This window comes from Pseudomonas sp. GL-B-26 (assembly GCF_019947405.1).
Lineage (GTDB): Bacteria > Pseudomonadota > Gammaproteobacteria > Pseudomonadales > Pseudomonadaceae > Aquipseudomonas.
The window spans coordinates 44,285-57,960 of the sequence record NZ_JAGYGJ010000042.1; the positions used below are offsets into that span (position 1 = coordinate 44,285).

Genomic DNA, 13,676 nt, shown 5'->3' on the forward strand with positions numbered 1-13,676 from the left:
AAGAGGCCCTAAAGGCCGATACAAAACTTACTGAAGGAATCCCGCCATGCAAGACTGGCAACGTTCGGTGATCTACCAGATCTACCCGAAGAGTTTTCACAGCCACGCCGGCAACCCCACGGGTGATTTGCTTGGCGTTGTGGCCAAGCTCGATTACCTGCACTGGCTGGGTGTCGATTGCCTGTGGATCACGCCGTTCCTGCGCTCGCCCCAGCGCGACAACGGCTACGACATCAGTGATTACTACGCCATCGACCCGAGCTACGGGACCATGGCCGATTGCGAGTTGCTGATCGCCGAGGCCGGCAAGCGCGGGATCAAGCTGATGCTCGATATCGTGGTCAACCACACCTCCATCGAGCACACCTGGTTCCAGCAGGCCCGCAGCAGCCTTGATAACCCTTACCGGGATTTCTACATCTGGCGCGACCAGCCGAACAACTGGGAATCCAAGTTTGGCGGCTCGGCCTGGGAGTACGAAGCTCAGACCGGTCAGTACTACCTGCACTTGTTCGACCACACTCAGGCCGACCTGAACTGGGACAACCCCAAGGTGCGCGCCGAAGTCTTCAAGATGATGCGTTTCTGGCGCGACAAGGGTGTAGGCGGGTTCCGTCTGGACGTGATCAACCTGATCTCCAAACCGGCGGACTTCCCTGAGGACAACACTGACGGTCGCCGTTTCTACACCGATGGCCCGAACGTCCACGAATACTTGCAGCAAATGCACCGCGAAGTCTTCGAAGGCCACGATCTGATCAACGTCGGCGAGATGTCGTCCACCAGCCTGGAACACTGCATCCGCTACTCGCGGCCAGACTCGAAAGAACTGTCGATGACCTTCAACTTCCATCACCTGAAGGTCGATTACCCCAACCTGCAGAAATGGATTCGCGCCGATTTCGATTTCCTCGAACTCAAGCGCATCCTCTCCGATTGGCAAACCGGCATGCAGGCCGGCGGTGGCTGGAACGCGCTGTTCTGGTGTAACCATGACCAGCCACGGGTGGTCTCGCGTTTTGGTCATGACGGCGAATATCGAGAGATCTCGGCGAAGATGCTCGGCACGGCGCTGCATTTCCTCCAGGGCACGCCGTTCGTGTACCAGGGCGAGGAACTGGGCATGACCAATCCGGGCTTCGATCACATCGATCAGTACCGCGATGTCGAGACGCTGAACATCTTCCGGCTCAAGCGCGAGGCGGGTGCTAGCGACGCCGATAACATGGCGGCGATCATGCAGAAGTCCCGGGACAACGGCCGTACGCCGATGCACTGGAATGCCGAGCCTAATGCCGGTTTCAGCGCTGTCGAGCCGTGGATCGGGGTGCCGGCCAACGCTGCGCAGATCAACGTCGCCGCCCAACTCGATGACCCGGATTCGGTGCTGCATCACTACCGCCAACTGATCGCTCTGCGCCGCAGTGAAGCGCTGATGTCTGACGGTGTGTACCGGCAGTTGCTGCCTGAGCACCCGCAAATCTGGGCGTATGTGCGTGAAGGCAGGGGCGAGCGTTTGCTGGTGCTGAACAACTTCTACGGCACGCCATGCGAAGTCGAACTGCCAGATGAAGTGATCAGCGAAGCGATGATGCAGCGGTTGGTGATCAGCAACTACCCGGACTGTCCGCCGCGCAATCGGCAGGTGTTTTTACGGCCCTTTGAGTCGTTCGTTCTGCACCTGACCAACCACTAAAAAACACTGTTTTAAAACAACACGCAGAACGCTGCGCGGGAGAGTTTTGCGCGCCGATTTTGCCGCTGCACACAATAAAAATAATGGGGTGGTTCTTGAAAACAACAATAAATCGTAGCCTTGTAGTGGCGGGCGTGTGCCTGGCTTTGCCTCTTTCGGCCCAGGCGCTGGAGTTCGCCGGTTACTTGCGTAGCGGCGTCGGGACCTCGGTCAACAGCGGTAAACAGCAGTGTTTCCAACTGCAGGGTGCGCAGACCAAATACCGCTTGGGCAACGAATGTGAGCAGTACGCGGAGCTGGAATTGCGCCAGGATCTTTACACCCTGGATGACGGCTCGGTGCTGAGCGTCGACGGCATGGCTTCGTTGTACAACCAGTACAACAAGGACCTGACCTTCAACGGTGACAACGGCTCAGTGCGCATGCCGCAGATGTATGCGCAATGGTCGAACATGCCTAGCCTCAACGGCGGTTCGTTGTGGGCCGGTCGGCGTTACTACAAACGGAACGATATTCACATTTCCGACTACTACTACTGGAACCAGAGCGCCACCGGCGGCGGTATTGAGGACGTGCTGATCGGCGATCTGAAATACAGCTACGCCTTCTCGCGCAAGGACAACCTGTACCAGAAGGACTACATCAACCGTCACGATTTCAACGTCGCTGGATTCAACACCAACCCTGGCGGTGAACTGGAGTTCGGCCTGAGTTACATCGACAAGCCCGACAGCCGCGACGCTCACCGTGGCTGGGCGATCACCACCCAGCATGTGCAGAAGGGCTTTCTGGGCGGCAAGAATAAACTGGCCTTTCAGTACGGCGAAGGCCCCGGCACCGGGTTGGGCTATACCGGTAACGTGAAGCTGGACGACAGCAACAAAAGTTATCGTGTGGTGGAGTTCTTCGACTGGCAAGTGACGCCGCGATTTGGCGGGCAGATCGAAGCGGTCTACCAGAAGGATATTCGCCCGGACGGCGCTGACCAGAACTGGATTTCCCTGGGTGTTCGCCCGACTTATGCGCTCACCGAGCAGTTCAAACTGGTGACCGAATTGGGTCACGATCAGGTCGAAACCACGGGCGGCACGCGCAAGCTGAGCAAGTTCACCTTCGCTCCGACCTGGTCGCCCAAAGGACCGGAATTCTGGGCTCGCCCCGAGGTGCGTTTGTATTACACCTATGCGAGCTGGAACGAGGCGGCCAAACGGGCGGCCAATGAACTGGCGCAGGGGTCGGCATTGTCCGACACCGGCGCCTTCGGCACGGCGCGGCACGGTTCGAACGTCGGATTGCAGGTCGAGTATTGGTGGAAATAAGCGATGCTGTCGGAGCCTCGCGCTCCATCAGCACTTCAAAGAACAAAACAGCAGGTGACGTCATGGCCACACCCCAACAATTGCAACTGCTGGCACCTTTGTCCGGCGTGCTGATGCCGCTGGACCAGGTGCCCGATCAGGTGTTTTCCAGTCGCGTGATTGGCGACGGTCTGTGCATCGACCCGACTTCGCAAACCTTGTGCGCACCGCTGGCCGGGGTGATCAGCAATGTGCAGGTCAGTGGGCATGCCGTCAGCATCACCGACGACAATGGCGTGCAGGTGTTGATGCACATCGGCCTCGATACAGTGAACCTGGCAGGAAAGGGCTTCACCCGATTGGTTGAGGAAGGTCAGCGGGTGGCGGTGGGGCAGTCGCTGATCGAGTTCGATGCCGATTACATTGCCTTGAACGCCCGCAGTTTGTTGACCTTGATGCTGGTGGTCAGTGGTGAGCCCTTCACTTGGCTGACACCGGAAACGGGTTTGGTAGACAGTGGCCAACCGCTACTGAGTTTGAAGCCCATCGAGCAGGCAACGGATGAGCCAGTGCCGGAAGAGGGCGAAGCACTGTTTTCCAAACCGGTGACACTCGCCAACCCGAACGGTTTGCACGCCCGTCCGGCAGCGGTGTTCGCTCAGGCGGCGAAAGGTTTTTCGGCGAGCATTTACCTGCATAAACAGCAGGCGAGTGCGAACGCCAAATCGTTGGTGGCGATCATGGCGTTGCAGACGGGGCACGGTGACGTTGTGCAAGTCAGTGCGGCCGGCCCGGATGCTGAAGCGGCGATCAAGACGCTGGCCGAATTGCTGACCGCCGGGTGTGGCGAGACGGTAGCCGTGATGGCAGAAGTCGAGACGGTTGAAGCTTCATCGCTGAACGTTTTGCGCGGAGTCTGTGCCTCGGCGGGTTCGGCGTTTGGCCAGGTTGTGCAGATTGCCGAGCAAACATTTGAAGTGAACGAGTTCGGCGTCGGTCCGCAGCTTGAGCGAGAGCATCTCTCCCGTGCTTTGGTCGCAGCGGCGCTGGCCTTGCAGCAGTTGCGCGACAACGCCACCGGTGACGCCCAGGCAGAGATTTTCAAGGCGCACCAGGAACTGCTTGAAGACCCGAGTCTGCTGGATCAGACCGAGGCGCTGATCATCGAAGGCAAAAGTGCCGGGTTCGCCTGGCGCGCGGCCACCGAGTCGACGGCAACCTTGTTCAAAAGCCTGGGCAATGCCTTGCTGGCGGAGCGGGCGGCGGACCTGGCTGATGTGGGCCAGCGAGTGCTCAAGCTGATCCTCGGCGTACAGGATCAGGCGATGGAGCTGCCTGAAGGGGCGATCCTGATCGCCGAACAACTGACGCCGTCACAGACCGCCGGGCTCGATACTCGCAAGGTACTGGGTTTCGCCACGGTCGGTGGCGGCGCTACCAGCCACGTCGCGATCCTCGCTCGGGCGTCCGGTTTGCCGGCGATCTGCGGGTTGCCCGTTCAGGTGCTGGCGCTGGCCAACGGCACTCAAGTGTTGCTCGACGCCGACAAGGGCGAGCTGCATCTGGACCCGGACCTGGCGGCCATCGAGCAGCTGCAGGCCAATCGTCAGCGCCAGCAGAAGCGCCATCAACATGAGCTGGCGCACGCTGCGTTGGCGGCTTGTACTCGCGATGGTCACCACTTTGAAGTGACGGCCAACATCGCCTCGCTGGCTGAAGCGGAGCAGGCCATGGCACTGGGAGGCGAGGGCGTCGGACTGTTGCGTTCGGAGTTTCTTTATCTGGACCGCAATCATGCGCCGAGCCATGACGAACAGGCATCCACCTACAGCGCCATCGCCCGCGCCCTGGGGCCGGCGCGCAATCTGGTGGTGCGTACTCTGGATGTCGGCGGCGACAAACCGTTGGCCTACGTGCCAATGGACAGCGAAACCAACCCGTTCCTCGGCATGCGCGGAATTCGTTTGTGCCTGGAGCGCCCGCAGCTGTTGCGCGATCAGTTCAAAGCGATCCTGAGCAGCGCCGGGTTGGCCCGTCTGCACATCATGTTGCCCATGGTCACGCAACTGTCGGAGTTGCGACGGGCCCGGCAGCTGCTTGAGGAAGAGGCGCTGGCATTGGGTCTCACTGAGCTGCCGAAACTGGGGATCATGATCGAAGTGCCGGCAGCGGCACTGATGGCCGATCTGTTTGCGCCTGAAGTGGATTTCTTCTCGATCGGCACCAACGACCTGACCCAGTACACCCTGGCCATGGACCGCGATCATCCGCGCCTGGCCAGTCAGGCCGACAGCTTTCATCCGTCGGTGCTGCGTTTGATTGCCAACACGGTGAAAGCCGCTCATGCCCATGGCAAATGGGTCGGAGTGTGCGGCGCCATGGCTTCGGAAAAACTGGCGGTGCCGCTGCTGCTGGGACTAGGGGTGGATGAACTGTCGGTGAGCGTACCGCTGATTCCGGCGATCAAAGCGGCGGTTCGCGAAGTGGATCTGCTGGACTGCCAGGCCATCGCCCAGCAAGTGCTGGGCCTGGAAAGCGCCGAGCAAGTGCGCGAGGCGTTGCGGCTGTATCACGAGGCGACGGTCGATACTTCACTGGTACTGGAGAACTGAGCATGTTCGAGAAAATGCAGCGGGCGTTCTGGAAAGCGTTAACGCCGGATCTGGTGGTGGATGAACCGAAAGTGGTTGCTCAGCCTGTTTCTGGCCTGGCCCCGGAAATCGTCGCCGCACTGGGCGGAATGGATAACCTCAAGTCGCAGCAGCGGGTGGCGCTGACCCGGGTTCGGGTGGCGTTGCGGGATGTGGGGCGGATGGATCGGCAGGCTTTGAATATGGCCGGTGTACCGGGAGTCATGATGCTGGATGATGGGGTGGTGCATCTCATCACTGGCCTCAAGCCATAACCGATCCCTGTGGCGAGGGAGCTTGCTCCCGCTGGACGGCGAAGCCGTCTCAAAACCGGCGACCGAGGTTTAACAGACAAAATGCATCAGCCAATTTACGACTGCTGCGCAGCCGAGCGGGAGCAAGCTCCCTCGCCACAGGGTGATGTGCGGCCCTTGGTCGCCCTTACTGTTTCTCAACCGCAGGTGTATCGTATTCGCCTTTTACAGGCCCACGGGCCTGTCGCTGATACGTGAGGTAGTTGAGTTCATGTCCTTTACCCGTCGCCAAATCCTCGGTGGCCTGGCCGGTCTTGTTGTCGTTGGTGTCGGAGCGGGGGGGGCGTCGCGGTACTGGTTGGGCAAAATGGCCGACGCCGACGCGGGCCACGACTATGAGTTGATCGCCGCACCGCTGGACGTCGAACTGGTGGCCGGGCACAAGACCGAAGCCTGGGCGTTCGGTCCGTCGGCGCCGGGCACCGAGTTACGCGTGCGTCAGGGCGAATGGCTGCGGGTACGTTTCATCAACCACCTGCCGGTTGCCACTACCATTCACTGGCACGGCATTCGTCTGCCGCTGGAAATGGACGGCGTGCCCTACGTCTCGCAGCTTCCAGTGCTGCCGGGCGAATACTTCGACTACAAATTCCGCGTGCCCGACGCCGGCAGCTACTGGTATCACCCGCATGTGAACAGCAGCGAAGAACTCGGCCGCGGGCTGGTCGGCCCGTTGATCATCGAAGAGCGCGAGCCTACCGGCTTCAAGTACGAGAAAACCTTGAGCCTCAAGAGCTGGCACGTCGATGAAGAGGGCGCTTTTGTCGCGTTCAGCATTCCTCGCGAAGCGGCCCGTGGTGGCACGGCGGGACGGCTGTCGACGATCAACGGTGTCTCACAAGCGGTGATCGAATTGCCCGCCGGGCAGATCACCCGGGTGCGCCTGCTCAACCTGGATAACACCCTGACTTACCGCCTCAATATTCCAGGTGTCGAAGCGCAGATCTACGCGCTGGACGGCAACCCCATCGAACCGCGCCCGTTGGGCAAGGAATACTGGCTCGGCCCGGGCATGCGCATTTGCCTGGCGATCAAGGCCCCGCCGGCCGGTGAAGAGCTGTCCCTGCGCAACGGCCCGGTACGACTGGGCACCTTCCGCTCGGTGGCAAACACTGATGCGCCGACCGAATGGCCTCCCGCGCTGCCCGCCAACCCGGTGGCCGAGCCGGACCTGGCCAACGCGGAGAAACTCAACTTCAATTTCGAATGGGTAGGCTCAGTGTCGGTGAACGTCGACAATGGCAAGCCGCCGAGCCTGTGGCAGATCAACGGCAAGGCCTGGGACATCACCGACAAAACCTGCGCCGACCGCCCGATTGCCAAGCTCGAGAAGGGCAAGAGCTACATTTTCGAATTGAAAAACATGACTCAGTATCAACACCCGATTCACCTGCACGGCATGAGCTTCAAGGTGATTGCGTCGAACCGGCACAAGGTCATCCCGTACTTCACCGACACCTACTTGCTGGGCAAAAACGAGCGCGCGCAAGTGGCGCTGGTGGCGGATAACCCGGGGATCTGGATGTTCCACTGCCATGTGATCGACCACATGGAAACCGGCCTGATGGCCGCCATCGAGGTGGCGTAATGCGTCAGATACGTCCCACCGCAATCATCGACCGCAGCCGTGATCGTGACTTCATGCGCGAAGCCCTGGCCCTGGCCGCCCAAGGCGCGGCCCTGGGTGAAGTGCCGGTGGGCGCGGTGCTGGTTCAGGACGGTGAAATCATCGGTCGGGGTTTTAACTGCCCGATCAGCGGTAATGACCCGAGCGCTCACGCCGAGATGGTCGCGATCCGCGCGGCCGCGTTGGCAGCCAGCAACTATCGTCTGCCCGGCAGCACGCTGTACGTGACGCTTGAGCCGTGCAGCATGTGCGCCGGGCTGATCGTGCATTCGCGGATTGCGCGGGTGGTGTATGGGGCGCTGGAGCCGAAGGCCGGGATTGTGCAGAGTCAGGGGCAGTTTTTTACCCAGGGATTTTTGAATCACCGGGTGCTGTATGAAGGCGGAGTGTTGGCTGAGGAGTGCGGGGCTGTTCTCAGCGAATTCTTCAAAGCCCGCAGAGCCAAACCTTCTGACTAAACACCAACCCAATGTGGGAGCGGGCTTGCTCGCGAAAGCGGTGGATCAGTCAACATCTCTGTTGAATGTTAGTCCGTATTCGCGAGCAAGCCCGCTCCCACATTTGATCTCCATAGGGAGGGAGATCGGTGTTTTACTTGCGGGCGACGATCACGGCACGCATCGGCGCCGGCAGCCCTTCAACCGTCTTGCTGTGATCTTCCGGGTCAAGGAAATCGCTCAGCGACTGATACTTCATCCACTCTGTCCCGCGCTGTTCCTCGACCGTCGTCACGCTCACGTCCACACAGCGAACATCCGTGAATCCGGCCCGGCGCAGCCACAGCTCCAGCGCCGGCACCGACGGCAGGAACCACACGTTACGCATCTGCGCGTAACGGTCTTCCGGCACCAATACCTGTTGTTGATCGCCTTCAATCACCAGCGTCTCCAGCACCAATTCGCCACCCTTGACCAGGCAATCCTTCAGCGCCAGCAAATGCTCGATCGGCGAGCGACGGTGATAGAACACCCCCATGGAAAACACCGTGTCGAAGCCTTCCATGTTCGGCGGCAAGTCTTCGAAGGGGAACGGCAGGTGCCAGGCATTGGGTTCGGACAGGTAACGCTGCACCGCCTGGAACTGGCAGAAAAACAGCCAGTTCGGATCGACACCAATCACGCTATCGGCCCCGGCACCGAGCATGCGCCACATGTAATAACCATTGCCGCAACCGACATCGAGGATGCGTTTGCCCTTCAGATCCAGATGCGGTGCAACACGCGACCACTTCCAGTCCGAACGCCATTCGGTGTCGACATGCACACCAAACAGATCGAACGGTCCTTTGCGCCATGGTGACAAGCCCATCAGCGCAGTGCGCATCTGCGCACGAGTTTTGTCATCGCAATCGGTGTCCAGCGTCAGACCATTAAGCAGATCGACTTCGCTCGGCTGAATCTTCGGCAAGGCGTCCAGCGCACTCTGCCAGCGCTCCAGATCGCCATGACCTTTTTCCATTTTTTTGTCGAGTTGCGCTTGCAGCGTGTTGGCCCAGTCGGCCAGTGGTGTGCCGGCCAACCGGCGGGCGAGGGGGGACAGATCAATCATGGCAAGGCAATCAACGAGGCAAAGTTAAGACACTGGAACCACGGCACGACTTTCGAGAACCCGGCGGCCAGCAGGCGCTCGCGGTGTTCTTCGAGGCTGTCGGGCTTCATGACGTTTTCGATGGCGCTGCGCTTCTGGGCGATCTCGAGTTCGCTGTAGCCGTTGGCGCGTTTGAACGCGACGTGCAGGTCGGTGAGCAGCGCATGTTCCTCAAGGTCGTTGAAGCGCAGCTTCTCCGACAGAATCAGCGCGCCACCGGGCAACAGCGATTGGTGGATGCGCGAGAGCAACGCTGTGCGCTGTTCCGGGGCGATGAATTGCAGGGTGAAGTTCAGCGCCACCACCGAGGCTGGCTGGAATTCGAGGGCCAGGATGTCGCCTTCGATCACTTCGACCGGCAGCAGCTCCTGGAACATCGAGTCCTGACCATTGAGGTACTCGCGGCAGCGTTCAACCATCGCCGCCGAGTTATCCACAGCGATGACGCGGCAGCCGTCGGTGCGCACATGGCGGCGCAGCGCCTGGGTCACGGCGCCCAAGGACGAGCCGAGGTCGTAGAGCACGCTGTTGGGCTGGGCAAATTGCGCAGCGAGCACGCCAAGGTTTTCAACGATGGTCGGATAACCCGGCACCGAGCGCTTGATCATGTCCGGGAACACCCGCACCACGTCCTCGTTAAAGGCGAAGTCAGGCACCTGGGCCAGAGGCTGGGCGAAAAGGCGATCGGGTTCTTTGCTCACGGCGGTTCCGGCGGCGTAGGTGGAAAAGGCCGGCATTTTAGCCAAATTGACGGGGGGATGCGCGGGTTGTCTGATAAACCGCCGGGCAGGATCCGAGGTTTGCGTGTTCAGTGAGACCGCTTTCGCGAGCAAGCCCGCTCCCACAGTAGTTCTGCGTCGGACACAAGAAGTGCGTTTAACACTAATCAAATGTGGGAGCGGGCTTGCTCGCGAAGGATTCAGCGCGGTTTCGGGCCGAACGCCGAGGCCGCAATTCCCCATTGTCCCAGCCAGTAGCTGAGGATGATGACGTAAGGCGCCGCATGAAACGGCGCGACAAACCGGTTGATGCCAATCACGCTGTCCGAAAACACAAACGCCACCGCACCTGCCGCCGCCAGCAGCGCCGAGCGTTTGGGCAAGTCGGTGCCGAGTCGGGCCAGTGCGCGCCAGAGCATTGCGCTGATCGCCAGACCGTAGACGATCACCGGGATCAGCAGCGGACCCAGCCCATTGGAAATCAAGATCCCCAACAACACCGCGCCGACGCCCAAAGCGATGATCAGCGGTAACAACGCCACCCGCCGGCAATCGCTCAAATAGGCTTTCAGATACGCCAAGTGGGCGACCAAAAACGCCCCGAGACCGAACACAAACAAATCCCCGGGCCATGCCAGCAGCACATCGCCGACCAGAGAGAAAATCAATCCAAGGCTGATCCAGCGTCGATATTCGCTGGGCGGTGCGTCGTGCAACCAACCGAGCAGCGCCAATACTGGCAGCGGTTTGACCAGCAGACAGAGCAACGCCGCATGCACACTGACGCCGTAGAGGAACGTCACCGCGCCCATCAGCGCCAGAATCAGCCAGCCCACGATCAGTTAACCGAGATCGCGCAGTCGAAGGTTTCCACTGCCGGTACTTCTGGTGCCCATGGCTGTGAGTAGGTCAGGCGCAAACGGCCAGTGCCCGCGGCGAAAGACTGGAAGCGCCAGGTCGAGAGGCCGGCGCTGCCGACGATCCCCGCGTCTTGCGGGTTGCTGTAGACCTCGGGGCTGAGTGCGCGCAATACGCCACCGGCCGAATCCTGGATCGCCCAGCGGTAACCTGTGGTCGGGTTGCTTGGCAGGGTCAGGATCAGGTTTTGCCCATTGTGCAGTTGCACTGGGCATTCGCTTTGTTTTTCCACGGTCACGTTCTGTTTCGGTTGCGTGGCGCAGGCGGCCAGCAAGGCGAGGGCGAGGGGGACAAACAGGCGGATGGGGGACATAAGGTCAGTGGCTCCGGCATTCACGACGAACGGCGAGCATAACTGAAGATGAGACAAATTGTGACGAGGAGGAGAGATCGTTCCCACGCTCTGCGTGGGAACGATCAGTTACGGGAGTTAGAACAGAATTTTTGCCACATCCGCAAACCGCTTGGCAAAGTGCACGGTAAGCCCTTCCTTCAGATAATCCGGCAATTCTTCAAAGCTACCGCGATTAGGCTCCGGCAGGATCAATTCGAAAATCTTCTGCCGCCGCGCTGCAATCACCTTCTCGCGTACCCCGCCAATCGGCAGTACATGCCCGGTCAGCGTCAGTTCGCCGGTCATGGCGATGCCTTTTTTTGGTGCCTGGTTTCGGGCGAGCGAGAGCAGGGCGCTGGCCATGGTTACGCCGGCGCTTGGGCCGTCTTTGGGGGTCGCGCCTTCCGGGACGTGCAGGTGAACGAAAGCTTCGTCGAAGAACTTCGGATCACCGCCAAACGACTTCAAGTTGGAGCTGACGTAGCTGTAGGCGATTTCCGCCGACTCCTTCATTACATCGCCCAGTTGCCCGGTGAGTTTGAAGCCGCGGTTCAAGGTGTGAATGCGCGTGGCTTCGATCGGCAACGTCGCGCCGCCCATGCTGGTCCAGGCCAGCCCGGTGATGACGCCGGTACCGGACAGCACTTGCTCGTTACGGAAGACCGGATGACCGAGTGAGGCTTCGAGGTCTTTCGGGCCGAGCTTGATCACCGCTTTCGGCTCGTCGATCAGTTTCACAACGGCTTTGCGCACCAGTTTGCCCAGTTGTTTTTCCAACTGCCGAACCCCCGCTTCACGGGCGTATCCGTCGATCAACGCTTTGAGGGCGCTGTCGCTGATACTCAGGCTGCCCTTGGACACGCCGGCCTTTTCCAGTTGCTTGGGCCACAGGTGGCGCTTGGCGATGGCGATTTTTTCTTCGGTGATGTAACCCGACAGGCGAATCACTTCCATGCGGTCCAGCAACGGGCCGGGGATCGAGTCCAGGGTGTTGGCGGTGCACACGAACAGCACTTTCGACAGGTCCAGACGCAGGTCCAGGTAGTGGTCGAGGAATTCGACGTTTTGTTCCGGGTCCAGAGTTTCCAGCAGCGCCGAGGCCGGGTCGCCCTGGTAGCTCTGGCCCATCTTGTCGATCTCGTCGAGCATGATCACCGGGTTCATCACTTCGACATCTTTCAACGCATGGACGAGTTTGCCCGGCTGCGCGCCGATGTAGGTGCGGCGGTGGCCCTTGATCTCGGCTTCGTCGCGCATGCCGCCGAGGCTGAAGCGGTAGAACGGCCGACCGAGGGATTCGGCGATGGATTTGCCGACGCTGGTCTTGCCCACGCCCGGCGGACCCACCAGCAGCACGATGGAGCCGCTGATCTCGCCTTTGTAGGCACCGACCGCGAGGAACTCGAGGATGCGGTCCTTGATGTCGTCGAGGCCGGCATGGTGTTTGTCCAACACCTTGCGTGCGTGCTTGAGGTCAAGTTTGTCCTCGCCGTACACGCCCCACGGCACCGAGGTCGCCCAGTCGAGGTAGTTGCGGGTGACCGCATACTCCGGCGAACCGGTCTCGAGGATCGACAGTTTGTTCATTTCCTCTTCGACGCGTTTTTGCGCCTGGGGCGGCAGAACCTTGCCTTCCAGGCGCTGTTCGAACTGTTCGATGTCGGCGCTGCGGTCGTCCTTGGTCAGCCCCAGCTCTTGCTGGATAACCTTGAGTTGTTCCTTGAGGAAGAACTCGCGCTGATGCTCGCCGATCTTGCGGTTAACTTCGGCGGAAATCTCTTTTTGCAGGCGTGCGACTTCGACTTCCTTGCGCAGCATCGGCAGGACTTTTTCCATGCGTTTGAGCATGGGCACGCAGTCGAGCACCTCTTGCAGCTCGCTGCCGGTGGCCGACGTGAGGGCGGCGGCGAAGTCGGTCAGCGGCGACGGGTCGTTGGGGCTGAAGCGGTTGAGGTAGTTCTTCAGCTCTTCGCTGTACAGCGGGTTGAGCGGCAGCAGTTCCTTGATCGCGTTGATCAGCGCCATGCCGTAAGCCTTGACCTCGTCGGTCGGCTCGGTGGGCTGATGCGGGTATTCGACTTCGACAAGATATGGCGGGCGATGGTGTTTGAGCCAGGTGCGAATGCGCACGCGAGTCAGGCCTTGGGCGACGAATTGCAGTTTGCCGTTTTCGCGACTGGCGTGATGCACCTTGACCAGCGTGCCGTAGAGCGGCAGGGCCGAGGTGTCGAAATGGCGCGGGTCTTCCTGGGGCGTGTCCATGTAGAACAGGGCCAGGGAGTGGTGATCGGATTTGCTCACAAGGTCCAGCGTTTCAGCCCACGGTTCTTCGTTGACGATGACCGGCAGCACTTGGGCCGGGAAGAACGGGCGGTTGTGGATCGGGATGATGTAGACCTTGTCCGGCAGGTTCTGGCCTGGCAGGGCGAGGCCTTTGCCGGTGGAGTGGTGTTCGGCGTTCTCTGGGTCGGCGTATTCGCTCGGGTCTTCGGGGAATTCTTGCTGGTCGCTCATGGGGCACCTGCGCAATGGGGTATGGGTGTTAGATGGGGC

The 13,676-nt window shown here is 60.4% G+C and carries 11 protein-coding genes; 6 read left to right on the top strand and 5 right to left on the bottom strand.

Annotated features, from left to right (window positions below):
- The first annotated feature begins 46 nt into the window (after nt 1-46).
- The 6 genes from treC to tadA all read left to right on the top strand — a co-directional run bounded on the left by treC (nt 47) and on the right by tadA (nt 8,023).
- Nucleotides 47-1,696 carry an alpha,alpha-phosphotrehalase gene (gene treC, locus KGB23_RS23245; RefSeq protein WP_223432744.1) on the top strand — a complete coding sequence of 550 codons (1,650 nt, stop codon included), beginning with the start codon at nt 47-49 and terminating at the stop codon, nt 1,694-1,696.
- A gap of 95 nt (nt 1,697-1,791) precedes the next feature.
- Nucleotides 1,792-3,015: a maltoporin gene (locus KGB23_RS23250; RefSeq protein WP_223432745.1), complete on the top strand. Its 1,224-nt coding sequence runs from the start codon at nt 1,792-1,794 to the stop codon at nt 3,013-3,015.
- 62 nt (nt 3,016-3,077) lie between these two features.
- Entirely contained in the window at nt 3,078-5,606 is a 2,529-nt protein-coding gene (gene ptsP / locus KGB23_RS23255; RefSeq protein ID WP_223432746.1) for a phosphoenolpyruvate--protein phosphotransferase, read from the top strand.
- Between the two features lie 2 nt (nt 5,607-5,608).
- The gene (locus tag KGB23_RS23260; RefSeq protein WP_223432747.1) at nt 5,609-5,899 is read left to right on the top strand and encodes a PTS transporter subunit EIIB; all 291 of its coding nucleotides are present in this window, start codon (nt 5,609-5,611) and stop codon (nt 5,897-5,899) included.
- 250 nt (nt 5,900-6,149) lie between these two features.
- Nucleotides 6,150-7,526, top strand: coding sequence for a multicopper oxidase family protein (locus KGB23_RS23265; RefSeq protein WP_150658658.1), 1,377 nt, complete (start codon nt 6,150-6,152; stop codon nt 7,524-7,526).
- Nucleotides 7,526-8,023, top strand: coding sequence for a tRNA adenosine(34) deaminase TadA (gene tadA / locus KGB23_RS23270; protein ID WP_223432748.1), 498 nt, complete (start codon nt 7,526-7,528; stop codon nt 8,021-8,023). The genes KGB23_RS23265 and tadA overlap by 1 nt, the downstream gene beginning before the upstream one ends.
- 133 nt (nt 8,024-8,156) lie before the next feature.
- Here tadA and cmoB read toward each other — a convergent pair whose 3' ends face one another.
- From cmoB to lon, 5 genes are all read right to left on the bottom strand, one after another.
- Nucleotides 8,157-9,113, bottom strand: a complete 957-nt coding sequence (gene cmoB, locus KGB23_RS23275; RefSeq protein ID WP_223432749.1) for a tRNA 5-methoxyuridine(34)/uridine 5-oxyacetic acid(34) synthase CmoB — start codon at nt 9,111-9,113, stop codon at nt 8,157-8,159.
- Nucleotides 9,110-9,889: a carboxy-S-adenosyl-L-methionine synthase CmoA gene (cmoA, locus tag KGB23_RS23280; RefSeq protein WP_223432750.1), complete on the bottom strand. Its 780-nt coding sequence runs from the start codon at nt 9,887-9,889 to the stop codon at nt 9,110-9,112. The genes cmoB and cmoA overlap by 4 nt, the downstream gene beginning before the upstream one ends.
- A gap of 182 nt (nt 9,890-10,071) precedes the next feature.
- Nucleotides 10,072-10,707: a lysoplasmalogenase gene (locus KGB23_RS23285; RefSeq protein WP_223432751.1), complete on the bottom strand. Its 636-nt coding sequence runs from the start codon at nt 10,705-10,707 to the stop codon at nt 10,072-10,074.
- Nucleotides 10,708-10,709: 2 nt separating this feature from the next.
- A complete protein-coding gene (locus tag KGB23_RS23290) occupies nt 10,710-11,102 on the bottom strand; it encodes a protease inhibitor I42 family protein (protein ID WP_223432752.1) in 393 nt (130 codons plus the stop codon).
- Nucleotides 11,103-11,219: 117 nt separating this feature from the next.
- Nucleotides 11,220-13,637, bottom strand: coding sequence for an endopeptidase La (gene lon / locus KGB23_RS23295; RefSeq protein WP_223432753.1), 2,418 nt, complete (start codon nt 13,635-13,637; stop codon nt 11,220-11,222).
- Nucleotides 13,638-13,676 lie beyond the last annotated feature (39 nt).

Excerpts from the sequence above, each read along its gene's own strand:
- treC (WP_223432744.1), top strand. The coding sequence starts at position 47 with ATGCAAGACTGGCAACGTTCGGTGATCTACCAGATCTACCCGAAGAGT.
- ptsP (WP_223432746.1), top strand. The coding sequence starts at position 3,078 with ATGGCCACACCCCAACAATTGCAACTGCTGGCACCTTTGTCCGGCGTG.
- KGB23_RS23260 (WP_223432747.1), top strand. The coding sequence starts at position 5,609 with ATGTTCGAGAAAATGCAGCGGGCGTTCTGGAAAGCGTTAACGCCGGAT.
- KGB23_RS23265 (WP_150658658.1), top strand. The coding sequence starts at position 6,150 with ATGTCCTTTACCCGTCGCCAAATCCTCGGTGGCCTGGCCGGTCTTGTT.
- tadA (WP_223432748.1), top strand. The coding sequence starts at position 7,526 with ATGCGTCAGATACGTCCCACCGCAATCATCGACCGCAGCCGTGATCGT.
- cmoB (WP_223432749.1), bottom strand. The coding sequence starts at position 9,113 with ATGATTGATCTGTCCCCCCTCGCCCGCCGGTTGGCCGGCACACCACTG.
- cmoA (WP_223432750.1), bottom strand. The coding sequence starts at position 9,889 with ATGCCGGCCTTTTCCACCTACGCCGCCGGAACCGCCGTGAGCAAAGAA.
- KGB23_RS23290 (WP_223432752.1), bottom strand. The coding sequence starts at position 11,102 with ATGTCCCCCATCCGCCTGTTTGTCCCCCTCGCCCTCGCCTTGCTGGCC.
- lon (WP_223432753.1), bottom strand. The coding sequence starts at position 13,637 with ATGAGCGACCAGCAAGAATTCCCCGAAGACCCGAGCGAATACGCCGAC.